This window comes from Nocardioides sp. (genome assembly GCF_036405735.1).
Classification (GTDB): Bacteria; Actinomycetota; Actinomycetes; order Propionibacteriales; family Nocardioidaceae; genus Nocardioides.
In genome coordinates this window covers 15,153-36,227 of record NZ_DASWXC010000055.1, presented here as the reverse complement: position 1 = coordinate 36,227, position 21,075 = coordinate 15,153, and the positions used below count along the sequence as shown (strand labels likewise).

Here is a 21,075-nt window from a genome sequence, read left to right as displayed (position 1 = left end):
GACGGCGCGTTCCGCACGCCCCCGGCGGTCGGCCGCGGAGCGGGTCGGCGGTTGGCTGGACTGGTGTCACGAGCGCTTCGACACCCTGGTCCAGCGGATCCCGGGCGACGCCCGGCCGGTCGTCGAGTGGGCGCGGCCGCTGTGGTGGCTCGCCCGAGCCGGCATCGCGGCGCTGATCGCCGCAGGACTGCTCGGCGCCTCCGCCGCGAGTCTCACCTTCGCGGTGATCCTGGTCCCGGCCGTCGTGGGGAGTGTCCTCATCGGCGTCGGGAAGCTCTGGCCCGGCGGCCGCCGTGGGCTGCTGCCGCGCCTGCTGCTCCTCGCCTTGAACTCGTTCGCGATCGTGATGCTGCCCGTCGTCGCGTCCTACCTCGACCAGCAGGCCGACAGCCGGTACTGGGACGGCTACAACGACGCCCAGGCCGACAGTCTGCCGACCGTCGACGGCGCCGGCTACGGCATCGACGAGCAGGCCGGCCTGTACTCGAGCGGCCGATGGGTGACCAACGTCTTCCCCTACGACGCCAGTGGCAGGCCGCTGGTCGGCGTCCAGCTCTTCGACCAGAACGGCGACCCGATCAACGTGGTCGCGGCACCGGAGTGCCCGGACGGCGCCGGGGGCTGGACGGTCGTCACGGTCGACCCGATGTGCTGGGACCCGATGACGGGGGAGCAGGGTGCCGAGGGACGGGTGCCCTACCCGTGGACCAACGGCGCCGCGCAGCTGGAGAACGTCTTCCCGCTGCCGACCCGGATGCAGGCCGAGCTGCAGCCGTCCGCGACCGCGTTCGCGGAGCCGGACCCGCCGGCGATGGGCCAGTTCCCGCTCGCCAGCGTGCCCCCCGTCTCCCTGCCCGGCATCACGCCGAGCGTGGTCCAGCCGCCGGACACCGCCGATTCGCAGGCGGAGCGGGCACAGGGCTAGAGTTCTCGGGTTGCCGGTAGCGACCAGCTCGACACCGGCAGCGATCGCCGTCAGAACGGCCGCGGATCAAGAGTGCCCCGGTGAACAGGCCCGGGCGCGCCGCGCAACGAGTTGCCAGCAGTGGCAGGAAGGAGCCGCGAGGATGTCTATCGGTACCGACGCGGAGACCAAGAAGAAGATCATCGCCGAGTACGGCACGTCCGAGGGCGACACCGGTTCGCCGGAGGTCCAGATCGCGCTGCTCAGCCACCGCATCTCGCACCTCACCGAGCACCTCAAGCAGCACAAGCACGACCACCACAGCCGTCGTGGCCTGCTCCTGCTGGTCGGTCAGCGTCGTCGTCTGCTCAACTACCTGCAGAAGACCGACATCAACCGCTACCGCTCCATTATCGAGCGCTTGGGTCTGCGCCGCTGATCGCGCCGCTCCTGCGGAGCGTCCGCCGCGTTGGCGGCGCTCGACGGCCCGCTTCGCTCCAAAGGCCGCCTTCGCGCCGCCGCCTTGCGGCCACACGCGCAGGAGCACCGCGATCCCCAGAACGGGCAGTCACCTCTCCGGTGGCTGCCCGTTCCGCATTTCGGGCACTCGCCCGATAGGCTGGCCAGCGAAATCTGAGTCCATCGATGTGGGGCGTGGCGCCCCACCGCTTATGACAAGAGAAGACACGTGACTGAACCCGTCATCACTGCGGTCGAGACAGTTCTCGACAACGGCAAGTTCGGCAAGCGCACCGTGAAGTTCGAGACCGGTCTGCTGGCCCGCCAGGCCGCCGGCTCCGTGACCGCCTACCTCGACGACGACACCATGCTGCTGTCGGCGACCACCGCCTCGAAGAACCCGAAGGACCACTTCGACTTCTTCCCGCTCACCATCGACGTCGAGGAGCGGATGTACGCCGCGGGCAAGATCCCCGGCTCGTTCTTCCGCAGCGAGGGCCGCCCCTCCGAGGACGCGATCCTCACCTGCCGCCTCATCGACCGCCCGCTGCGCCCGACCTTCAAGAAGGGCCTGCGCAACGAGGTCCAGGTCGTCATCACCGTGCTCGCGCTCAACCCGGACACGCCGTACGACGTGCTCGCCATCAACGCCGCCTCCATGTCGACCCAGCTCTCCGGCCTGCCGTTCTCCGGCCCGGTCGGCGGCGTCCGCGTCGCGCTGATCGAGGGTCAGTGGGTGGCGTTCCCGACCCACAGCCAGCTCGAGAACGCCGTCTTCGACATGGTCGTCGCCGGCCGCGTCACCGAGACCGGCGACGTCGCGATCATGATGGTCGAGGCCGAGGCCACCGAGCAGACCTTCAACCTGGTCCAGTCGGGCGTCCAGGCGCCCACCGAGCCGATCGTCGCGACCGGCCTCGAGGCCGCCAAGCCGTTCATCAAGCAGCTGTGCGAGGCGCAGGTCGAGCTGGCCAACGTCGCCGCCAAGCCGGTCGCCGACTTCCCGATCTTCCTCGACTACCAGGACGACGTCTACGCCGCCGTCGAGGCCGCCGTCGCCAAGGAGACCGCCGAGGCGCTCACCATCGGCGGCAAGCAGGAGCGCGAGAACCGGATCGACGAGATCAAGGCCGCCCTGCTCGACCGCATCGGCGCCGACTTCGAGGGCCGCGAGGGCGAGATCGGCGCTGCCTTCCGCTCGCTGAACAAGAAGCTCGTCCGCGAGCGGGTGCTGCGCGACAAGGTCCGCATCGACGGCCGTGGCCTGGCCGACATCCGCCCGCTGCACGCCGAGGTCGACGTGATCCCGCGCGTTCACGGCTCCGCGCTGTTCGAGCGTGGCGAGACCCAGATCCTGGGCGTCACCACCCTCGACATGCTCAAGCTGGAGCAGCAGCTCGACACGCTGTCGCCGGAGAAGTCGCGGCGCTACATGCACAAGTACGTCTTCCCGCCGTTCTCGACCGGCGAGACCGGCCGCGTCGGCGCCCCGAAGCGTCGCGAGATCGGCCACGGCGCCCTGGCGCGTCGCGCCCTGCTGCCGGTGCTGCCGACCCGCGAGGAGTTCCCCTACGCGATCCGTCAGCTCTCCGAGGCGATGGGCTCCAACGGCTCGACCTCGATGGGCTCGGTCTGCGCCTCCACGCTGTCCCTGCTGCAGGCCGGTGTGCCGCTGAAGGCGCCGGTCGCCGGCATCGCCATGGGCCTGATCTCCGGTGAGATCGACGGCAAGACCGAGTACGTCGCGCTGACCGACATCCTCGGTGCCGAGGACGCGTACGGCGACATGGACTTCAAGGTCGCCGGTACGCCGGAGTTCGTCACCGCCCTCCAGCTCGACACCAAGCTCGACGGCATCCCCGCCGACGTGCTGGCGGCGGCGCTGAACCAGGCCAAGGACGCCCGCATGGCGATCCTCGAGGTCATGAACGAGGCCATCTCCGCTCCGGAGGAGATGTCGCAGTTCGCTCCGCGGATCATCACCGTGAAGGTCCCCGTGGACAAGATCGGCGAGGTCATCGGCCCGAAGGGCAAGGTGATCAACCAGATCCAGGAGGACACCGGCGCCACGATCTCCATCGAGGACGACGGCACCGTCTACATCGGCGCCACCAACGGTGACGCCGCCGACGCTGCTCGCGCCGCGGTCAACGCGATCGCCAACCCGACGATGCCCGAGATCGGCGAGCGCTACCTCGGCACGGTCGTGAAGACGACCAACTTCGGCGCCTTCGTCTCGCTGCTGCCGGGCAAGGACGGCCTGCTCCACATCACCAAGCTGCGTGCCCTCAACGACGGCAAGCGCGTGGAGTCCGTCGACGACGTCGTCGAGGTCGGCCAGAAGCTGCAGGTCGAGATCGTCGAGATCGACGACCGCGGCAAGCTCTCCCTCGCCCCCGTCGTCGAGGACGCGGCCGGCTCCGAGGGCGCGGAGACCGAGGCCCCCGAGGGCACCGAGGGGGAGTGACCCTCTCCGTGTCGCATCGCAAGAGCGGTGACACCACGACGACCGGCCGGCAGACCACTGCCGGCCGGTCGTCCGGTTCTGCCCAGCGGGTCGGCACCACCCGCACGCTCGAGACGGTGACCGACGCGTCGGGTGCCGTCACCTCGCGGGTACGCCGTACCGTGCTGCCCGGCGGCCTGCGGGTCGTCACCGAGCAGATGGCCGGCGCCCGCTCGGCGGCCGTCGGCGTGTGGGTCGGCGTCGGGTCGCGCGACGAGAGCGCCCAGCTCCATGGCTGCTCGCACTTCCTCGAGCACCTGCTGTTCAAGGGCACCGGCTCGCGCAGCGCCCTCGACATCTCCGTCGCGCTCGACGCGGTCGGCGGCGAGTTCAACGCCTTCACGGCGAAGGAGTACACCTGCTTCCACGCCCGGGTTCTCGACGAGGACCTGCCGCTGGCCATCGACGTGCTCGGCGACATGATCACCGACTCGGCGCTCACCTCCGAGGACGTCGAGGCCGAGCGTGACGTCATCCTGGACGAGATCGCGATGCACGACGACGACCCGGACGACGTGGTGCACAACCTCTTCGCCGCCCAGGCCTGGGGTGGCGATACTCCGCTCGGCCGTGGCATCGCCGGCACCACCGACTCGATCACCGCCCTGAGCCGGGCGCAGATCGTGCGGTTCTACCGGCGGCACTACCGCGCCGACCGGATGGTCGTCGCGGCCGCGGGCAACCTCGACCACGCGAGCGTCGTACGCCAGGTCCGCAAGGCCTTCGGCCGCAACGGCTTCCTCGACGGCGACGCCACGCCCGTGGCACCGCGCGGCGCCACGCGACGGATCCCGGTGCGGCCCGGCGTCGCGCACGCCACCCGACCGTTCGAGCAGGTCAACCTCGTGCTCGGCATGGAGGGGCTGGCCCGCGACGACGAGCGCCGGTTCGCCCTCGGCATCGTCAACGCCGCCCTCGGGGGCGGCACCTCGTCGCGACTGTTCCAGGAGGTCCGGGAACGGCGCGGCCTGGCCTACTCGGTGTACTCCTTCGGCAGCTCGCACGCCGAGACCGGACTGATCGGCGTCGGCGTGGGCTGCCTGCCCGGCAAGGTCGACGACGTGCTGGCGGTGGTGCGTGCCGAGCTCGCGCGGCTGGCCGCCGACGGCATCACCGCCGACGAGCTGCGGATCGGCAAGGGTCAGCTGCGCGGGGGCCTGGTCCTCGGGCTGGAGGACTCCGCGTCGCGGATGTCACGCCTCGGCAAGGGGGAGCTCGTCCACCAGGAGCTGCTGACCCTCGACGACGTACTCGCGCGCATCGACGCCGTCACGCTCGCGGACTGCCAACAGGTCGCTGCCGACGTCTTCGCCAACCCCGAGCTGCTCGCCATCGTCGGTCCCTGACCCGTCGAGTCGCGGGTTCCCGAGGGTCGAGTCGCGGGTTCCCGAGGGTCGAGTCACGGGTTTCCGAGGGTTGAGTCGCGGGTTTCCGTGGGGTCAGTCCCGGGTTTCCGAGAGCCCAGGGTCGCTCCCCGGACGTACCGGGTCTCGACACGCTCGGTCGCGGCTTCGTTCCTCAGCCGCGCTCGCTGCACGACCACCGATGCAAGTGAGTGTCGTGGCGGAGCCACGACACTCACTTGCGCCCAATGATCCCGATGACGGCGGGCTGCTTCTGGTCGACGACGGAGACCCGGAAGCCGGCGGCGACGAGCTGTCGGGAGGTGTTCTCGACCATCTGCGGCACCTCCTCGCGGCGGGTGGCCTCGTAGAAGATGTTGACGGTGCCGCCGGGCAGCAGCCGTTCGTAGAGCAGTGCCACCTCGTCGGCCGCGTCGCGGACCCAGAAGAGGTTGACGTTGAACGCGAACACCTTGTGCAGCCGCTTGACCGGGACGCGCAGGGTGGCGAGGTCGATCTGGCGGACGGTGAGGCGACCCGTCTCGACGTAGTGGGCGCAGCGGCGCTTCGTGCGGTCCACGCCGGACTCGGCGCGGTCGATGGCGAACAGCTTCCCGGTCTCGAGCCGGCTGCAGATCAGCTCGGCGCCGGCGCCGGGGCCACAGCCGACCTCGAGGATGTGGTCGCCGGGCTGGACGTCGATGAAGTCCACCGCCCACCGGATCCGCGCCGGGATGGTCTGCACAGCCATGGGGTCAGCCTGCCAGATGCCGGGTGAGGTCCGTGGGACCGGCTATCCCACGGTCGGACGGCGGCGCCGCAAGACCTTCGCAAGCGCCCTGCAAGTGGTACTTGTCATGGTCACACCATGACGCTGCACCGGCGCCTGTCACTGGCGCTCCTGACCTCTCTCGCCACCGGCGTGACGCTGCTCCCCGTCACGCTCACCGAAGCCTCCGCCGCGCCGGCCGGCGGCGATCTCGCCCTCAGCCGGACGACCGCCGGTCCGGCGAGCGGGCTGGCCGGCAGCCGCCTCACGGTGACGTACGTCGCCCGCAACGCCGGTTCGCGCACGGTCGGCGCCTCGACGACGCGCGTCTACCTGACGACGAGCACCACCGCCCGGCGACAGCCGTCGGACCGGCTGCTGGGTTCCGGCACGCTGCCACGGCTGAAGAAGCGGGCGTCGCTCAGCCGGAGCATCGCCGTCTCGATCCCGTCCGGCACCCGCCCGGGCTCGTACGGCCTGCGCGTGTGCCTCGACGCGCGGGCCCGCGTGCGCGAGCGGCGCGAGGCCAACAACTGCCGGGTGACGCGCGTGGCCGTCACCGCCGCCTCCGGCACGCCGGCGCCCGGGCCGGGCACGCCGCCGGGCCAGCCGGCCAGCGGAGCCGACCTGGGCGTGACCACGGCCTCGGCGGACCGCAGCACGCTCGTGGAGGGGACCGAGCTCGACGTCACCTACGTGGCCCGCAACAGCGGAACGGCGGCGGCCGGGCCCTCGACCACTCGCTTCTACCTCACCACGGCGACGGCGAGTGCGCGGAAGGTCCCGGCCGACATCAGGCTCCACGGCACCGGCGACCTGACCGGCGTCGCTGCCGGCGCCGGTGCGGCGGGCTCGACCGTGACCGTCCGCGTGCCGTTCGGGATCCCCGCCCGCGACTACGCGGTCCGGGTCTGCGCGGACGACCTCGGAGCGGTCGCCGAGCGCGACGAGACCAACAACTGCCTGGTCGTTCCGGCGCCACTGGCCGTCACCGCCACGCCCGGCCAGCTCGAGGTGCAGGCCTACACGGACGCCGAGGGGTGGTACGGCGGGGACGCCAGCACCCTGTCCATGCTGAAGCTGCTGTGCACCTACGTCTCGCCGCCGGCCTCCTTCACCCACGAGTCCGCCCTGGCCAGCATCGAGGCGCAGCTGTCGGCGACGGTCGGGGCCAGCGCGCTGGCGCAGGTGGCCGCCTCGCCGCTCGCGGCCGACGCCGTCGAGGCACAGCGGCTGGCGGCGACCGGCGTGGTCCAGGAGTCGCCGGGCCTCGCGCTGGCCGCGATGATCCGCGCCCACCGGCTCGACCCCGACGACGCGGGCCACCTGGTCAGCGTCGCGGCGCTGGCCGCGTCGACCGGCATGCCGAACGAGGCGCTGGCCCTGCTCGACGCGGCGGACCGGCGGGAGTACCGCGACCCGGCGATGGGCATCAACCAGCAGTCGATCGCCCACTCGGTCAAGGGGCAGGCGCTGATGATGACCGGCCGGGCCGCCCAGGCGCGCACCGAGTTTGCGGCGGCGCTCGAGCAGGCGCCGATGCTCAGCGAGGCGGCCAAGGGCCTGGCCATCGTCGACGCGTGCGCGGGCAAGGACGACTCCGCCCTTCGGTTCGCCAAGATCAGCAAGAAGCGGCGCCAGAAGAAGGTGGCCGAGGACGAGACGCCGACCGGTCCCGAGCCGAACATCGACATGACGCACGGCGTCGCGACCCCGATCCGTCAGCTCCCGATCGCCGAGACGCCGTCGCAGGGGGCGCGGTTCCACGAGGAGCACGAGCGGATCAACACCCAGAACCACGGCGAGCTGGACGCGAACTCCGAGGAGCGCGATGCGCTCGAGGAGCGGCTGCGGGCCGTGGAGCCGCTCCTCGAGCCCGCTGAGGTCACGCGCCGCGACTCCCTGCTCTCGCTCGGGTACGCCGTCAGCCAGGAGCCCGACGTCAAGGCACTGTGGAACGACATCGTCGAGCACACCGACGCAGCGCACGACCGGGTCGCGACGTTCTTCGGTGGCGGCACCTCGGTCGAGGACTACGAGTACACCGTCCTGTCACGCGAGGCGGCCGACAAGTGCCTGGGCAGCCCGGAGGAGTTCCGCCCCTGCTACCTGCGCGAGATGAACGCCATCTGCCGTCCGGCGCTCATCAGCGCCCACAGCGACTGGCGCAGCTCGATGGGCCAGGCTCAGAAGGCGGCCGACGCCTGGATGCTGCAGCTGTCCACCCGCATGAGTGCGGTCGCGGCGAACCTCAAGGACGCCGACGCGCACCGGCAGCTGATCCGGTCCATCGAGTTCCACGAGATCTCGATGTACGGCCTGCTGAACCAGGCGGCTCTGCACTGGACGCACTACGAGGACATGTACCGCGAGGAGTGCGTGGAGCCGCTCGACCTCCCGGTCGACCCGGGCGCCGACGCGGGCTCGGCCGGCTCGCCCGGCGCCTGCCCGGACGCGCTGAAGTCCTTCAACGTCGTGCTGCCGCTGAGCGAGGCGGTCTCCGTCAAGGGCAACTGCGAGAAGCTCACCGTCGCCGTCTCGCCGGAGGTGATGCCGCTGCTCAAGGCGTTCGCCGAGTTCACCTACGACGTCCGGTCCGGGTCGATGACCATCGTGGCGGGCTCGCAGGGCGGCATCGAGGCCGGTGGCACCGGCGCCTCGTTCAAGTCCGGCCTCTACGTCACAGCGGGTCGCGACGGCGTGGTCGACATGGGCTGGCGGGTCGGGCCGGAAGTGAGCGTGGCGGGTGCCGTCGAGATGGGCATCTACGGCGGCGACGTGGACATCTCGTTCATCTCGGGTCCGTTCGGGGGCTGATCCGGCCCCCCGCGTCGCCGCACGCACCCAGTAGGTTCTCCTCTGTGAGTGCCGAGTCGTCCAAGGTCAGTGCCGGGATCAAGGTCGGCGTGCTGGGTGCGCGCGGCAAGCTCGGCTCGGCGATCGTGGCCGGGCTGCGCGAGGCCGACGGCGTCGAGGTGGTGGCCGAGATCGGCCGCGGCGACGACCTGGCTGCGCTGGTGGCAGCCGGTGCCGAGGTGGCGGTGGACGTCACCACGCCCGACGCGGTGATGGGCAACCTCCGGTTCCTGGTGGAGCACGGCATCCACGCCGTGGTCGGTACGACGGGCTTCGACCCCGACCGCATCGCGACCCTCGAGGGGTGGCTGGCCGCCGCGCCCGGCGTCGGGGTCGTCATCGCCCCGAACTTCTCCATCGGCGCCATCTTGATGATGCAGCTGGCCGCGAAGGCCGCCCCGTTCTTCGAGTCGGTCGAGATCGTCGAGCTCCACCACCCGACCAAGGCCGACGCACCCTCGGGCACCGCCCGGCGCACCGCGGAGCTGGTGGCCGCGGCCCGCGCGGAGGCCGCCTGCCCGCCGATGCCCGACGCCACCAGCACGGCGCTGGACGGCGCCCGCGGGGCGAGCGTCGACGGCGTCCCGGTGCACGCCCTGCGCATCCGCGGACTGGTCGCGCACCAGGAGGTGATCCTCGGAGGACCGGGGGAGATCCTCACGATCCGGCACGACTCCCTGGACCGGTCCGGCTTCACGCCCGGCGTGCTGGCCGGCATCCGCGCCGTGCCTGCCCGCGCGGGCCTGACCGTCGGCCTGGAGCACGTGCTCGACCTGTGAGCGTCGGGTCGCCCACCCGCGAAGCAGCCGGCCTCAGGCCAGTGCCGTGTGGAGCCGCACCTCCTTGAGCCGCACGCCCGCGGCGGCCTCCAGCTCCCGGTGAGCGCCGTCGGGAGCCCAGCCGGCGTCGAGGAGGAAGCGCCGCAGCGCGTCGTCGGAGGCCGGCAGCCAGGTGACGGCCCGGCTGAACCGGTCGGCCACGAGGGTGTCGACCGCCGCCTGCAGCAGCCGTGAGCCGTGCCCCTCGCCGAGCCGCTCGGGGTCGATGACGAGCTCGTCGAGCAGTCCCACGGCGACCGGGTCGCGGTCGGGGTCCACAGCAGGCCCGGTCACCGCCAGTCCGACGACCGTCGCGCCGGCCAGCGCCACCAGGGCGCGCTGGCGAGCGTCGGCGGGCCGGACCAGGGCCTGACGCCAGGAGGCAGCCGCGTCCGACAGCGCCCCCGGTCCGGACGGGAAGACGTCGGCGGGCAGCAGGCCGGCGTACCGCCGGGGCCAGGCGCGCAGCTGCAGCGCCGCAATGGCCGCAGCGTCCTCGGCCCACGCCACCCTCACGCTCACGTCCGTCACGCCAGCCATCCTCCCGCCTCCCGTTCCCGGCCGGTCGTTAGGGTCGGTGACATGGAGATCCGCAACCTCGGAAAGAGCGGCCTGAAGGTCTCGGCCATCTCGTACGGCAACTGGCTCACCCACGGCTCCCAGGTCGAGGAGGATGCCGCGCTGGCCTGCGTGCGCCAGGCGCTGGAGGAGGGTGTCACGACCTTCGACACCGCCGACGTCTACGCCAACACCAAGGCCGAGACCGTGCTGGGCAAGGCGCTCGCGACGGAGCGGCGGGAAGGGCTGGAGATCTTCACGAAGGTCTACTGGCCCACCGGCCCCGGCAAGCACAACGACCACGGCCTGTCCCGCAAGCACATCATGGAGTCGATCAACGGCTCGTTGCAGCGGCTCGGGACCGACTACGTCGACCTCTACCAGGCGCACCGCTACGACCACGAGACGCCGCTGGAGGAGACCATGGAGGCCTTCGCCGACGTGGTGCGCAGCGGCAAGGCGCTCTACATCGGTGTCTCCGAGTGGACCGCGGACCAGATCCGCGAGGGCCACGCGCTGGCGCGTGAGCTGCGGATCCCGTTCGTCTCCAACCAGCCGCAGTACAACATGCTCTGGCGCGTCATCGAGGCCGAGGTCGTGCCGGCCTCGGAGGAGCTCGGCATCGGCCAGATCGTCTGGTCGCCGATCGCGCAGGGCGTGCTGACCGGGAAGTACCAGCCGGGCCTGCCGCCGCCGGCCGGCTCGCGCGCGACCGACCAGGCGGGCGGTGCGGGCTTCATCAACCGGCTGGTGAGCGACGACGACCTGCTGACGCGGGTGCAGAACCTCAAGCCGCTGGCCGAGCAGGCGGGACTCTCCCTGGCCCAGCTCGCCGTCGCCTGGGTGCTGCAGAACCCGAACGTCTCCAGCGCGATCATCGGCGCGAGCCGGCCCGAGCAGGTCACCGAGAACGTCAAGGCAGCCGGGGTGCGGCTCGAGGACGACCTGATGGCGCAGATCGACGACATCCTCGGCGACGCCGTCGAGCGCGACCCCGGCAAGACGGTCTCACCGGCCAAGCGCGACTTCTGAGGGCCCTAGCGGTAGGTGTCCGGCAGCTGCTGGCCCATCTTCACCTGGGGCTTGGGCAGGCGCAGGAACCGCAGCTGGAGCGCCCGGATCAGGGCGTAGTAGGTCAGGCCCTTGCGGGACTGGTCGGGGAAGCGGCGCTTGAGCTGGCGGTGCAGGCTGAACCGCAGCACCACCAGATTGCCCACCACGGCCAGCAGGATCAGCGTCATGAACGTGTTGGCGAACCACGCCAGCCGAGCGTTGCCCGACCACCCGAGCACCATCGTGACGAGCATCAGCGGGATGATCAGCTCCGCGATCGTGAACTTGGTGTCGACATAGTCGCGGACGAAGCGGCGCACCGGTCCCTTGTCGCGCGCCGGAAGGTACCGCTCGTCGCCGTTCTTCAGCGCCTCGCGCATCCTCTGGCTGCTCTCGGTGCGCCGGGCGCGGGCAGCGGCGGCCTGCTGCTTGCGGGTCACCGGCTGCTTGGCGGCCGCCTTGCGGGCGGCCTCCGCCTCCTTGCGGGTGGGGGTCGGCCGACCCTTGCCGCCCGGCTTGGCGGGGATGGGCGCCTCGATGGTGGTGGTCTCGGTGGCGGTCTTGCGACGGAACAACGGCTGGCCTTCTAGCGCTCGGAGGGGTGGGCACAGCCTATCGGGGTGGTCGCGGGGGATTGGATTCCCGCCGTAAGGTGGCGCCATGAGCCTCTGGAGCCGCTTCCTCCTCATCTTCAAGTCGAAGGCCAGCAAGGCCCTCGACCGCGCAGAGGACCCGCGCGAGACCCTCGACTACAGCTACCAGAAGCAGCTCGAGCTGCTCACGAAGGTGCGGCGCGGAGTCGCGGACGTCGCCACGAGCCGCAAGCGCGTCGAGCTCCAGGTCGGCCAGCTCGAGCAGCAGGCCGGCAAGCTGCAGGACCAGGCCCAGAAGGCCATCGGGATGGGTCGTGAGGACCTTGCCCGCGAGGCGCTCACCCGCAAGTCGGGCCTCACCAACCAGATCAACGACCTGCGGGCACAGCACTCCTCGCTGCAGGCCGAGGAGGAGAAGCTCGTGCTGGCCCAGCAGCGGCTGCAGGCCAAGGTCGAGGCCTTCCGCACCCGCAAGGAGACCATCAAGGCGACCTACACCGCGGCGGAGGCGCAGACCAAGATCAGCGAGGCCGTCTCCGGCATCAGCGACGAGCTCGGCGACGTCGGGCAGGCCGTCCAGCGCGCCGAGGACAAGACCGCCCAGATGCAGGCCCGCGCCGGCGCCGTCGACGAGCTGATCGCGTCGGGCGCGCTCGACGACGTCACCGCACTCAACAAGGGCGACGACATCGCGCGCGAGCTCGAGGCGATGAGCTCCGCCTCGGACGTCGAGGCGGAGCTGGCTCGGCTCAAGGGCGAGGCGCTGCCGCCGGCCCAGCAGACCGAGGCCATCGAGGGCGGCCCGATCCTCGACGCCGTCGAGGACGCGGAGCCGGTGGAGAAGCGCGACCAGCAGCCGTGACCACGTGCCTGACCGACCCGCGGACGAGCCGGTGTTGTGCCGGTCGGCGAGACTGGTGATATGGCAAGGACACGGTTCGCCGCGGACGTAGGGCTGTCCGCGCGGATGACGCTGGTGATGTTCCTGCTCGGCGGGCTCTTCGTCGGGCTCATCGCCGTCCTGATGGTGATCTTCGGGCAGAACAGCCCCGGCCTGGCCCTTCTCATCGGCGTCGCCGGCATCGGGGTGGCCTGGTGGCAGTGGTACTCCTCCGACACCGTCGCGATGCGCGCGATGCGCGCTCGCGAGGTGGCCCCGCAGGAGGCGCCGGAGCTGCACGCCATGATCGACCGGCTCTGCGCGCTCGCCGACATGCCGAAGCCGCGCGTGGGCGTCGCCGACACCGACCTGCCCAACGCCTTCGCGACCGGTCGCTCGCCGAGCCGTGCGGTCGTGGTCGTCACGACCGGCCTGCTGCGGCGCCTCGACGCCGAGGAGCTGGAGGGCGTGCTCGCCCACGAGCTGTCCCACGTCGCGCACCGCGACGTGCTGGTCATGACCGTGGCCTCCTCGGCCGGCATCATCGCCGGCATGCTGACCCGCGGGGCGCAGTACGGCGGCATGTTCGGCGGCGGCCGCCGCAACAACAACGGCCTCCCGGTCTGGCTGGTCGTGCTGCTGGTCAGCATCGTCGTGTACGCCGTCAGCTTCATGCTGCTGCGGCTGCTCTCGCGCTACCGCGAGCTGTCGGCCGACCGCGCCGGTGCCCATCTCACGATGAAGCCGCGGGCGCTCGCCTCGGCGCTGCAGAAGATCACCGGCGACATCAGCCGGATCCCGGACGCCGACCTGCGCGCGAACAAGGCGATGAACGCCTTCTTCATCGCGCCGGCCGTCAGCGGGATCTCGCTGCGCACCCTCACCGCGACGCATCCCTCGCTCGAGCAGCGGCTGGAGCAGCTCGCCCGGATCGAGGCCGAGCTCGGCCGCCCGGCCGGCTGAGCTCGGCTGAGGCTGGCGGGACGAGGATGGGACTCTGGGATGTCGTGACCGGCCGGTCACGCCCGAAGCAGGCGAAGCTCGACGCGCTGTTCCACGTGCCGGCGGCGGCGGTGACCCTGCAGACGACGCTCGGGCTGACGCCGACGGGCGACGGCTCGGTCTGCTACCGGGCCTCGTCCGGCGCTGCCTTCGTCGGGACCCAGGCCGACATCGTGAGCCTGGTCGGCAGCGGGCCGGACGCGCCGCGGGTGACGGTCGGCAACGACGCGTACGGCTTCACCTGGCTCGAGGTGGACCACGACCCGAGCGACCCCGCCAACCCCGATCTGGCGGGGCTGTGCACCGACCTCCACGCGGTCAACACCTCGCTGGAGGCCCAGGGCTTCGGTCCGGGGCTGCTGTGCTCGCTGTTCCCGTTCGTCGGCCCGGACTCGCAGGGCGGCCGGCGCGTCGGGCTGGTCTACCTCTACAAGCAGGGCACGTTCTACCCGTTCGCGCCCGATCCGGGCGGCGCCCAGCGCCGAGACAACCTGCTGGAGCTCCAGGTCCGCGACGCGCTCGCGGGCGAGCTTCCGATCGAGCAGGACCTGTCCCGCTGGCTGGCGATCTGGGGCGCGCCGGGGCTCTGACCGCCGTACCCCGGCCACGTGACCCGGGGGCTGAGGCCGGCCTCAGCTGCGCGGCGCGGTGCCGGGCAGATCCAGCATCCGCTGCAGGGCCAGCTTGGCGTAGTGCTCGGTGTCCGGGTCGACCTCGATGCGGTTGACGACGACGCCGTTGACCAGCGACTCCAGCGCCCACACCAGGTGCGGCAGGTCGATGCGGTTCATCGTGGAGCAGAAGCAGACGTTGCGGTCCAAGAAGACGATCCGCTTGTCGGGATGGCGGTCGGCCAGCCGCTTGACGAGGTTGAGCTCGGTGCCGATCGCCCAGGCCGAGCCCGCGGGCGCCTCGTCGATGGTCTTGATGATGAACTCGGTGGAGCCCACCAGGTCGGCCTTGACCACGACGTCGTGCTGGCACTCGGGGTGCACGAGGATCTGGATGCCCGGGACGGTCGCGCGCAGCTCGTCGACGGTGTCGGCGGAGAACCGCCCGTGGACCGAGCAGTGGCCCTTCCACAGGATCATCCTGGCGTCGCGCAGCTGCTCGACACTGAGCCCGCCGTCGGGCAGGCGGGGGTCCCACACGACGCAGTCCTCGAGGCTCAGGCCGAGCTTGAGGACGGCGGTGTTGCGGCCGAGGTGCTGGTCGGGGAAGAAGAGCACCTTCCCGCCGCCCTCGACGTCGGCCTTCTGGTCGAACGCCCACTCCAGCACCGCCTGCGCGTTGGAGGACGTGCACACGACGCCGTCGTGGCGGCCGCAGAACGCCTTGATGTCCGCGCTGGAGTTCATGTAGGTCACCGGGACCACCTGGTCGGCGACGCCCGCGGCGGCCAGCGCGTCCCACGCGGCCTCGACCTGCTGCAGCCGCGCCATGTCGGCCATCGAGCAGCCCGCCGCCAGGTCGGGGAGGATCACCTGCTGGTCGGGGCCGGTGAGGATGTCGGCGGACTCGGCCATGAAGTGGACGCCGCAGAAGACGATGAACTCCGCCTCCGGGCGGGCCGCCGCGTCGCGGGCGAGCTTGAAGGAGTCGCCGGTGACATCGGCGAACGCGATGACCTCGTCGCGCTGGTAGTGGTGGCCCAGCACGAAGACCCGGTCGCCGAGCGCCTCCTTGGCCGCGCGGGCCCTCGCGACCAGGTCGGGGTCGGAGGCCGGCGGCAGGTCGCCGGGGCACTCGACGCCGCGCTCGGAGTTCAGGTCGACGCCACGGCCCAGGGGCAGCAGCGGGAGGTCGACGGTCGTCATGGGGCCATCCTAGGTGTCGCGGAGCACTAGCCTTCGCCGCATGCGGATCCTGGTCGCCCCCGACAAGTTCGCCGGCACGCTGAGCGCCGTCGAGGCCGCCGAGGCGATCGCCGCGGGCTGGCGCCGCCAGGCGCCGGACGACGAGCTCGACCTCGCGCCGATGGCCGACGGCGGTCCTGGCTTCCTCGACGTCCTCCACGCCGGACTGGGCGGGGAGCTGCTGGTCGTGACGGTGCCGGGACCGGCCGGCGTCGACGTGCCGGCGACGGTCCTGCGGGTCGGCGACACGGCCTACCTCGAGTCGGCGCAGGCCGTCGGGCTGCCGCTCGTGGGCACCTCCGACCCGCTGGCACGCAGCAGCGCCGGCGTCGGTCGCCTGCTGTGGGAGGCGGTTGGGCTCGGCGTACGCCGGATCGTGGTCGGCCTCGGAGGGACGGCGACCAACGACGGCGGCGCCGGGCTGCTCGCGGCGCTCGGCGCCACCGCGGCGGGCGGCTCGCTCACCGACGGCCCGCAGGGGCTGGCCGAGGTCACGGCCGTCGACCTGGCGCCGGCCCGGGCGCTGCTGGCCGACGTCGAGGTGGTCGCGGCCAGCGACGTCGACAACCCGCTGACCGGGCTGTTCGGCGCCACGAAGGTGTTCGGCCCGCAGAAGGGGCTCACCGAGGACCAGCTCCCCGGCGTCGACGGTCGGCTGCAGCACCTGGCCGAGCTGACCGACCGGCGTACGGCCCTGGCGAAGGGCGCCGGCGCCGCCGGCGGCATCGGGTTCGCGCTGCTCCTGCTGGGGGCGACCCGGAGCCCGGGGATCGGCCTGGTCGCCGACGCCGTCGGACTGGCCGACCGGGCGCGTGCCGTGGACCTCGTCGTCACCGGCGAGGGCGCCTTCGACTTCTCCAGCCGTGCCGGCAAGGTGCCGTACGGCGTGGCCGAGATCGCCGGGCAGGCGCTGCGCCCGTGCGTGGTGCTCGCCGGGCAGGTGCTCGTGGGGTCCCGGGAGATGCGCGCGCTGGGCGTGGAGTCGGCGTACTCCCTGGTCGAGCTCGTGGGGGAGGACCGGGCGCTGGGCGACCCGGCCGGCGCGCTCGCCGAACTGGCCGAGCGCGTTGCCCGCAGCTGGTCTCGGTGACCGGGAATAACCGCCGGTGTGCGACGATTGGACTGTCGAAACACCGACCCGAGACCTACTGGAGTGAGCATGAGCGACGCGTGCTGCGGCGGCGGCCACAACCACGGTGCCCAGACGGCCACCACGACGGCAACCGCAGGGGCCACGACCACGGCCCCCGCCCCGACCGAGTTCGAGCGGCGTGAGGACAGCATCAACCTCAGCCCCGTGGCCGCGGGCAAGGTGAAGAGCCTGCTGGACCAGGAGGGCCGTGACGACCTCTCCCTGCGGATCTCGGTGCAGCCCGGTGGCTGCTCGGGCCTGCGCTACCAGCTGTTCTTCGACGAGCGCACCCTCGACGGCGACGTGGTGACCGACTTCGACGGCGTCTCCGTCGTGGTCGACCGGATGAGCGTCCCCTACCTCAACGGCGCCGTCATCGACTTCGTCGACACCATCGAGAAGCAGGGCTTCACGATCGACAACCCCAACGCCACCGGCTCCTGCGCCTGCGGCGACTCCTTCCACTGACCCTCACCGCCGAAGAGCCCCCGCCGGACTGATCCGGCGGGGGCTCTCCGCATCCAAGGGAGGGACGTGTGGGAGGTCAGACGTCCAGCCCCAGCGCCGCGGAGATGCGCTGCGCGGCGACAGCGGGGTGGATCTGCGGCTTCGGCACCTCGTGCGGGAAGTCCTCGAAGCGCAGGCTCGGCGCCGGCCTGGCGGCGGCCCGCGCGACGCTGTGCAGCGGGGAGCGCAGCGGGTAGGCGAGCCGCGCCTCGGCGGCCCGGCAGTCGGCGATGAGGTCGGCCGGAGCGGCCGGGTCGTCGTACGCCGCAGGGAGCTGCGGACGGCGGTGCGCAGTGGTCATGTGCCCGACGCTAGGGACTACCGATGGGTACTCCAACGGGTACCCACGGGTAGTGTTGCGTGTCGTGTCCGTCGACCACGCCGCCACCGGCCCGCTGCTCATCGCGGGCTCCATCGCCACCGACCACCTGATGAGCTTCGGCGGCAGGTTCGCCGACTCGCTGGTCGTCGAACAGCTCGACAAGCTCTCGGTGAGCTTCCTCGTCGACGACCTCGAGATCCGCCGCGGCGGAGTCGCCGCGAACATCTCCTTCGGGCTGGGCAAGCTGGGCCTGCGGCCGGTGCTCGTCGGCGCGGTCGGGGAGGACTTCGCCGACTACCGGTCCTGGCTGGAGCGCCACGGCGTCGACTGCAGTCACGTGCGCGTCTCCGAGAGCAAGCACACCGCCCGCTTCGTGTGCACCACCGACACCACGATGGCGCAGTTCGCGAGCTTCTACCCCGGCGCGATGAGCGAGGCCCGACTGATCGAGCTCGGCCCCATCGTGGCCTCGGTCGGCACGCCGAGCTACGTCCTCATCGGCGCCGACGACCCCGACGGCATGCTGCGGCACACCGAGGAGTGCCGCCAGCGTGGCTTCCCGTTCATCGCCGACCCGAGCCAGCAGCTGGCCTTCGGCGAGGGCGACCTGATCCGCCAGCTCGTCGACGGTGCGGCGATCCTGTTCTCCAACGAGTACGAGTCGCACCTGATCGAGCAGAAGACCGGCTGGTCGGCCGAGGAGATCCTCGACCGGATCGGCACCCAGGTCACCACGCTCGGCAAGGACGGCGTGCGGATCACCCGCAAGGGCGAGGAGCCGGTCGAGCTGCCCGCGTGCCGGGGCGTGGCCGCGGTGGAGCCGACGGGCGTGGGCGACGCGTTCCGGGCCGCGTTCCTCGCCGCGGTCGCCTGGGGTCTGCCGTTCGAGCGGGCCGCCCAGGTGGGGTGCACGCTCGCGGCGTACGTCGTGGAGACGGTCGGCACGCAGGAGTACTCCTTCACCCCCGACCAGTTCATCGGCAGGCTGCGGGACTCCTACGGCGACGAGGCCGCCGCGGACGTCGCGCCGTTCCTCAGCTGACCCGGCGCACCAGGTAGACGGCGACACCGTCGGCGGCGGGTCGCTCACCGGCGTACTCCTGGCCGCGCAGGCGGCACCAGGCCGGCACGTCGTGGCGGGCGGCGGGATCGTCGGCCGCGACGCCGACCAGCTCGCCCAACGCGACGTCGCCGATGTGGCGGCCCAGCTCGATGATCGGTCGCGGACACGGGACGCCGCGGCAGTCGAGCACCAGCTCCGGCAGTGGCCCGGGGGCGGCGGAGGCGGGGGGCCGCGACGTCACAGACCCACCTCCGCCCGCAGCCGCGCGACGACGTCCGGAAGCACCGCGAGGAAGCGCTCGACGTCGTCGCGGGTCGTGGTGCGCGTCAGCGAGATCCGCACGTTGCCGTGGGTGAGCGCGCCCATCGCGGCGAGCACGTGGCTCGGCTCGAGCGTGGACGCGGTGCAGGCGGATCCGCTGGCCACGCCGATGCCGTGGCGGTCCAGCTCCGTGACCAGCGCCTCGCCGTCGACGTACAGGCATGAGAACGTCACCAGGTGGGGGAGCCGCCCGACGGGGTCGCCGACCACGTCGACGTCGGGGATCGCCGCCACCCGCTCCCGGACCAGGTCGATGAGCTCGCGATGGCGCGCGTTCACGGCGTCGCGCTCGGCGACCACCGCCTGCAGCGCCGCGGCGGCCGCCAGCGCGGCCGGCACGTTCTCGAACCCCGTCGCGCGGTGGTCGACCCGGTCGTCGGCGGGGAACGGCGAGGCCCAGCGCGCCCCCGTCCGCACGAGCAGCACGCCGACCCCGGCCGGACCGCCCCACTTGTGCGCCGAGCCAGCCACGGCCGCCCACCGCTCCGGCAGCGGCAGCCGGCCCATGGACGCGCAGGCGTCCACGAACAGCGGTACGTCGGCGGCGAGCCGCACGTCGTCGACCGGCTGCACCGTGCCGACCTCGTGGTTGGCGTGCTGGAGCGCGACGACCGCCGTACCGGACGCGGCCGACGCCTCGACCAGGTCGTCCTCGCGGACCCGGCCGTGGCGGTCCACCCCGACCTCCACCGGCTCACCCCACCAGGCGGCCGCATGGTGGACGGACTGGTGCTCGACGGCCGCGTGCACGATCCGGCGGCCGACCCGCTCGCGCCCCTGTGCCAGCCCCAGCAGCCCGAGGTTCACCGCTTCCGTCCCCGAGGAGGTGAAGCTGACCTCGTCGCGGCGCACGCCGAGGCAGGCGGCAACGACCTCGCGGGCGTTGTCCAGCAGCAGCCGGGCGTTGCGGGCCGGTCCGTGCAGCCGCCGGGGATCGGCCCAGCCGTGGTCCAGCGCGGCGAGGAGGGTGTCCCGTGCGACCGGGTGCAGCGGCTCGGACGAGGCGGCGTCGAGGTAGACCGAGCCCGGGGAGTCCGACGGCCCAGCGGCATTTGTCACGCGTCAACTCTAGGTGTGGAACCAGCCCAAGTGGCCACCCGGCCGCTCGACGGCGGGGCGATTCCGATACGCTGCGGTGTATCCGTGACTGCTCGAGAGAGAGGCTCGTTCGTGGGTCTGCACTTGCCCGGAAAGCCGGGATCCCGGCGTTCCGCCGGGCGCAAGCCGGGGAGGACTTCCCTGTTGGCTGCGCTCGCCGCCAGCGGCGTACTCCTGGCCGGTTGCTCGGCCGAGACCAAGGGGGAGTGGGAGCGCCTCGCGATGCCCGACCCCGCGTCGGCGCAGGGTGAGCACACGCTCAGCCTGTGGCAGGGGGCCTGGATCGCCGCCTGGGTGACCGGCATCGTCGTCTGGGGCCTGATCTTCTACGTGATCTGGAAGTACCGCCGTCGCAGCGCGACGGAGATCCCGGTGCAGACGCGCTACAACCTGCCGCTCGAGATCCTCTACACCGTCGCCCCGGTGATGATGGTGATCGTGTTCTTCGCCCACACGGTGGAGACCCAGAACGCCATCCTCGACGACGACATCAAGGTCGACAACACCATCGAGGTCGTCGGCCAGCAGTGGTCGTGGACGTTCAACCACGGCATCGGCACCCATGACGCCGAGGCCAATGAGGACGTGCGCGACGAGCGGTTCGCCTACGAGGAGTACACCTACGAGGTCGGCACGGCGTCCTACATCCCCACGCTGGTGCTGCCGGTGGACCAGACGACCCGGTTCAACCTGTACTCGCCCGACGTGGTGCACGACTTCGGCGTTCCGGGCTTCCTGATGAAGATGGACGTCATCCCGGGCCGCGTGAACCACTACGCCATCACCCCGACCCGCATCGGCACCTACGCCGGCAAGTGCTACGAGCTGTGCGGCGTGTCGCACTCCCGCATGCTCTTCAACGTCGAGGTGGTCAGCCAGGACGACTACGCCGAGTACGTCGAGGAGCTGGCCGCCAAGCGCACCACGGCCAAGCCGGTGCTGGGTGGCAGCGAGGCGTACACGCAGGACGGGCTGGACGTCGAGGAAGACGCGAACGTCCGCGACGAACTTGAGGGAGGCGCAGAGTGACTGCGA

General features: G+C 71.8%; 21 protein-coding genes. 14 read left to right on the top strand and 7 right to left on the bottom strand.

The annotated features are described in order from the left end of the window. From VGE38_RS08265 to VGE38_RS08250, 4 genes are all read left to right on the top strand, one after another. On the top strand, window positions 1-925 hold a 925-nt coding region (locus VGE38_RS08265; RefSeq protein WP_331142051.1), incomplete at its 5' end, for a hypothetical protein. Between the two features lie 142 nt (window positions 926-1,067). Next, window positions 1,068-1,343, top strand: a complete 276-nt coding sequence (gene rpsO, locus VGE38_RS08260) for a 30S ribosomal protein S15 (RefSeq protein ID WP_331142050.1) — start codon at window positions 1,068-1,070, stop codon at window positions 1,341-1,343. Window positions 1,344-1,592: 249 nt separating this feature from the next. Next, window positions 1,593-3,830, top strand: a complete 2,238-nt coding sequence (locus tag VGE38_RS08255) for a polyribonucleotide nucleotidyltransferase (protein ID WP_331142049.1) — start codon at window positions 1,593-1,595, stop codon at window positions 3,828-3,830. After that, complete coding sequence (locus tag VGE38_RS08250; protein WP_331142048.1) at window positions 3,827-5,215, top strand: M16 family metallopeptidase; 1,389 nt, start codon at window positions 3,827-3,829, stop codon at window positions 5,213-5,215. The genes VGE38_RS08255 and VGE38_RS08250 overlap by 4 nt, the downstream gene beginning before the upstream one ends. 232 nt (window positions 5,216-5,447) lie before the next feature. On the opposite strand, the gene VGE38_RS08245 is transcribed toward VGE38_RS08250, so the two are convergent. Continuing rightward, window positions 5,448-5,963 (bottom strand): class I SAM-dependent methyltransferase, encoded by a 516-nt coding sequence (locus VGE38_RS08245; protein WP_331142047.1) that lies wholly within the window; start codon window positions 5,961-5,963, stop codon window positions 5,448-5,450. A 117-nt stretch (window positions 5,964-6,080) separates the two neighbouring features. On the opposite strand from VGE38_RS08245, the gene VGE38_RS08240 reads away from it, so the two are divergent. Then, on the top strand, window positions 6,081-8,798 hold the full coding sequence (locus VGE38_RS08240; RefSeq protein ID WP_331142046.1) for a CARDB domain-containing protein: 2,718 nt from the start codon (window positions 6,081-6,083) through the stop codon (window positions 8,796-8,798). 77 nt (window positions 8,799-8,875) lie between these two features. Then, entirely contained in the window at window positions 8,876-9,616 is a 741-nt protein-coding gene (dapB, locus tag VGE38_RS08235; RefSeq protein ID WP_331142056.1) for a 4-hydroxy-tetrahydrodipicolinate reductase, read from the top strand. A 33-nt stretch (window positions 9,617-9,649) separates the two neighbouring features. Here the strand turns inward: dapB and VGE38_RS08230 are convergent, their stop codons facing one another. Beyond that, the gene (locus VGE38_RS08230) at window positions 9,650-10,195 is read right to left on the bottom strand and encodes a GNAT family N-acetyltransferase (RefSeq protein ID WP_331142045.1); all 546 of its coding nucleotides are present in this window, start codon (window positions 10,193-10,195) and stop codon (window positions 9,650-9,652) included. Between the two features lie 42 nt (window positions 10,196-10,237). Between VGE38_RS08230 and VGE38_RS08225 the strand changes: the two genes are divergently transcribed. Then, complete coding sequence (locus tag VGE38_RS08225; RefSeq protein WP_331142044.1) at window positions 10,238-11,245, top strand: aldo/keto reductase family protein; 1,008 nt, start codon at window positions 10,238-10,240, stop codon at window positions 11,243-11,245. Window positions 11,246-11,250: 5 nt separating this feature from the next. Here the strand turns inward: VGE38_RS08225 and VGE38_RS08220 are convergent, their stop codons facing one another. After that, window positions 11,251-11,841 carry a DUF3043 domain-containing protein gene (locus VGE38_RS08220; protein ID WP_331142043.1) on the bottom strand — a complete coding sequence of 197 codons (591 nt, stop codon included), beginning with the start codon at window positions 11,839-11,841 and terminating at the stop codon, window positions 11,251-11,253. A gap of 85 nt (window positions 11,842-11,926) precedes the next feature. Here VGE38_RS08220 and VGE38_RS08215 point away from each other — a divergent pair, with 85 nt between their 5' ends. Genes VGE38_RS08215 through pspAB form a run of 3 tightly spaced genes read left to right on the top strand, consistent with a single transcriptional unit; the run spans window position 11,927 to window position 14,331 of the window. Continuing rightward, window positions 11,927-12,721, top strand: a complete 795-nt coding sequence (locus tag VGE38_RS08215; RefSeq protein WP_331142042.1) for a PspA/IM30 family protein — start codon at window positions 11,927-11,929, stop codon at window positions 12,719-12,721. Window positions 12,722-12,781: 60 nt separating this feature from the next. Then, the gene (gene htpX, locus VGE38_RS08210; RefSeq protein WP_331142041.1) at window positions 12,782-13,702 is read left to right on the top strand and encodes a zinc metalloprotease HtpX; all 921 of its coding nucleotides are present in this window, start codon (window positions 12,782-12,784) and stop codon (window positions 13,700-13,702) included. A gap of 26 nt (window positions 13,703-13,728) precedes the next feature. Next, window positions 13,729-14,331, top strand: a complete 603-nt coding sequence (pspAB, locus tag VGE38_RS08205) for a PspA-associated protein PspAB (RefSeq protein WP_414690909.1) — start codon at window positions 13,729-13,731, stop codon at window positions 14,329-14,331. A gap of 42 nt (window positions 14,332-14,373) precedes the next feature. On the opposite strand, the gene nadA is transcribed toward pspAB, so the two are convergent. Next, on the bottom strand, window positions 14,374-15,558 hold the full coding sequence (gene nadA, locus VGE38_RS08200; protein WP_331142039.1) for a quinolinate synthase NadA: 1,185 nt from the start codon (window positions 15,556-15,558) through the stop codon (window positions 14,374-14,376). Window positions 15,559-15,598: 40 nt separating this feature from the next. Here nadA and VGE38_RS08195 point away from each other — a divergent pair, with 40 nt between their 5' ends. Next, complete coding sequence (locus VGE38_RS08195) at window positions 15,599-16,687, top strand: glycerate kinase family protein (protein WP_331142038.1); 1,089 nt, start codon at window positions 15,599-15,601, stop codon at window positions 16,685-16,687. Between the two features lie 69 nt (window positions 16,688-16,756). Then, window positions 16,757-17,197 carry a HesB/IscA family protein gene (locus tag VGE38_RS08190; RefSeq protein WP_331142037.1) on the top strand — a complete coding sequence of 147 codons (441 nt, stop codon included), beginning with the start codon at window positions 16,757-16,759 and terminating at the stop codon, window positions 17,195-17,197. Window positions 17,198-17,273: 76 nt separating this feature from the next. Here the strand turns inward: VGE38_RS08190 and VGE38_RS08185 are convergent, their stop codons facing one another. Then, window positions 17,274-17,537: a hypothetical protein gene (locus tag VGE38_RS08185; RefSeq protein ID WP_331142036.1), complete on the bottom strand. Its 264-nt coding sequence runs from the start codon at window positions 17,535-17,537 to the stop codon at window positions 17,274-17,276. A 130-nt stretch (window positions 17,538-17,667) separates the two neighbouring features. Here VGE38_RS08185 and VGE38_RS08180 point away from each other — a divergent pair, with 130 nt between their 5' ends. After that, window positions 17,668-18,600, top strand: a complete 933-nt coding sequence (locus tag VGE38_RS08180; RefSeq protein WP_331142055.1) for a carbohydrate kinase family protein — start codon at window positions 17,668-17,670, stop codon at window positions 18,598-18,600. Here the strand turns inward: VGE38_RS08180 and VGE38_RS08175 are convergent. Next, on the bottom strand, window positions 18,593-18,862 hold the full coding sequence (locus VGE38_RS08175) for a sulfurtransferase TusA family protein (protein ID WP_331142035.1): 270 nt from the start codon (window positions 18,860-18,862) through the stop codon (window positions 18,593-18,595). The genes VGE38_RS08180 and VGE38_RS08175 overlap by 8 nt on opposite strands. Beyond that, window positions 18,859-20,001, bottom strand: coding sequence for a cysteine desulfurase family protein (locus tag VGE38_RS08170; RefSeq protein ID WP_331142034.1), 1,143 nt, complete (start codon window positions 19,999-20,001; stop codon window positions 18,859-18,861). Before VGE38_RS08170 ends, VGE38_RS08175 begins: the two co-directional genes overlap by 4 nt. 183 nt (window positions 20,002-20,184) lie before the next feature. Between VGE38_RS08170 and ctaC the strand changes: the two genes are divergently transcribed. Next, window positions 20,185-21,069 carry an aa3-type cytochrome oxidase subunit II gene (gene ctaC / locus VGE38_RS08165; protein ID WP_331142033.1) on the top strand — a complete coding sequence of 295 codons (885 nt, stop codon included), beginning with the start codon at window positions 20,185-20,187 and terminating at the stop codon, window positions 21,067-21,069. The last annotated feature ends 6 nt before the right edge of the window (window positions 21,070-21,075 follow it).

What these genes read in the sequence shown, in the direction of transcription:
- rpsO (WP_331142050.1), top strand. Translation starts at nt 1,068, where the DNA reads ATGTCTATCGGTACCGACGCGGAGACCAAGAAGAAGATCATCGCCGAG.
- VGE38_RS08245 (WP_331142047.1), bottom strand. Translation starts at nt 5,963, where the DNA reads ATGGCTGTGCAGACCATCCCGGCGCGGATCCGGTGGGCGGTGGACTTC.
- VGE38_RS08240 (WP_331142046.1), top strand. Translation starts at nt 6,081, where the DNA reads ATGACGCTGCACCGGCGCCTGTCACTGGCGCTCCTGACCTCTCTCGCC.
- VGE38_RS08230 (WP_331142045.1), bottom strand. Translation starts at nt 10,195, where the DNA reads ATGGCTGGCGTGACGGACGTGAGCGTGAGGGTGGCGTGGGCCGAGGAC.
- VGE38_RS08225 (WP_331142044.1), top strand. Translation starts at nt 10,238, where the DNA reads ATGGAGATCCGCAACCTCGGAAAGAGCGGCCTGAAGGTCTCGGCCATC.
- VGE38_RS08215 (WP_331142042.1), top strand. Translation starts at nt 11,927, where the DNA reads ATGAGCCTCTGGAGCCGCTTCCTCCTCATCTTCAAGTCGAAGGCCAGC.
- htpX (WP_331142041.1), top strand. Translation starts at nt 12,782, where the DNA reads ATGGCAAGGACACGGTTCGCCGCGGACGTAGGGCTGTCCGCGCGGATG.
- pspAB (WP_414690909.1), top strand. Translation starts at nt 13,729, where the DNA reads ATGGGACTCTGGGATGTCGTGACCGGCCGGTCACGCCCGAAGCAGGCG.
- nadA (WP_331142039.1), bottom strand. Translation starts at nt 15,558, where the DNA reads ATGACGACCGTCGACCTCCCGCTGCTGCCCCTGGGCCGTGGCGTCGAC.
- VGE38_RS08195 (WP_331142038.1), top strand. Translation starts at nt 15,599, where the DNA reads ATGCGGATCCTGGTCGCCCCCGACAAGTTCGCCGGCACGCTGAGCGCC.
- VGE38_RS08190 (WP_331142037.1), top strand. Translation starts at nt 16,757, where the DNA reads ATGAGCGACGCGTGCTGCGGCGGCGGCCACAACCACGGTGCCCAGACG.
- VGE38_RS08185 (WP_331142036.1), bottom strand. Translation starts at nt 17,537, where the DNA reads ATGACCACTGCGCACCGCCGTCCGCAGCTCCCTGCGGCGTACGACGAC.
- VGE38_RS08180 (WP_331142055.1), top strand. Translation starts at nt 17,668, where the DNA reads ATGAGCTTCGGCGGCAGGTTCGCCGACTCGCTGGTCGTCGAACAGCTC.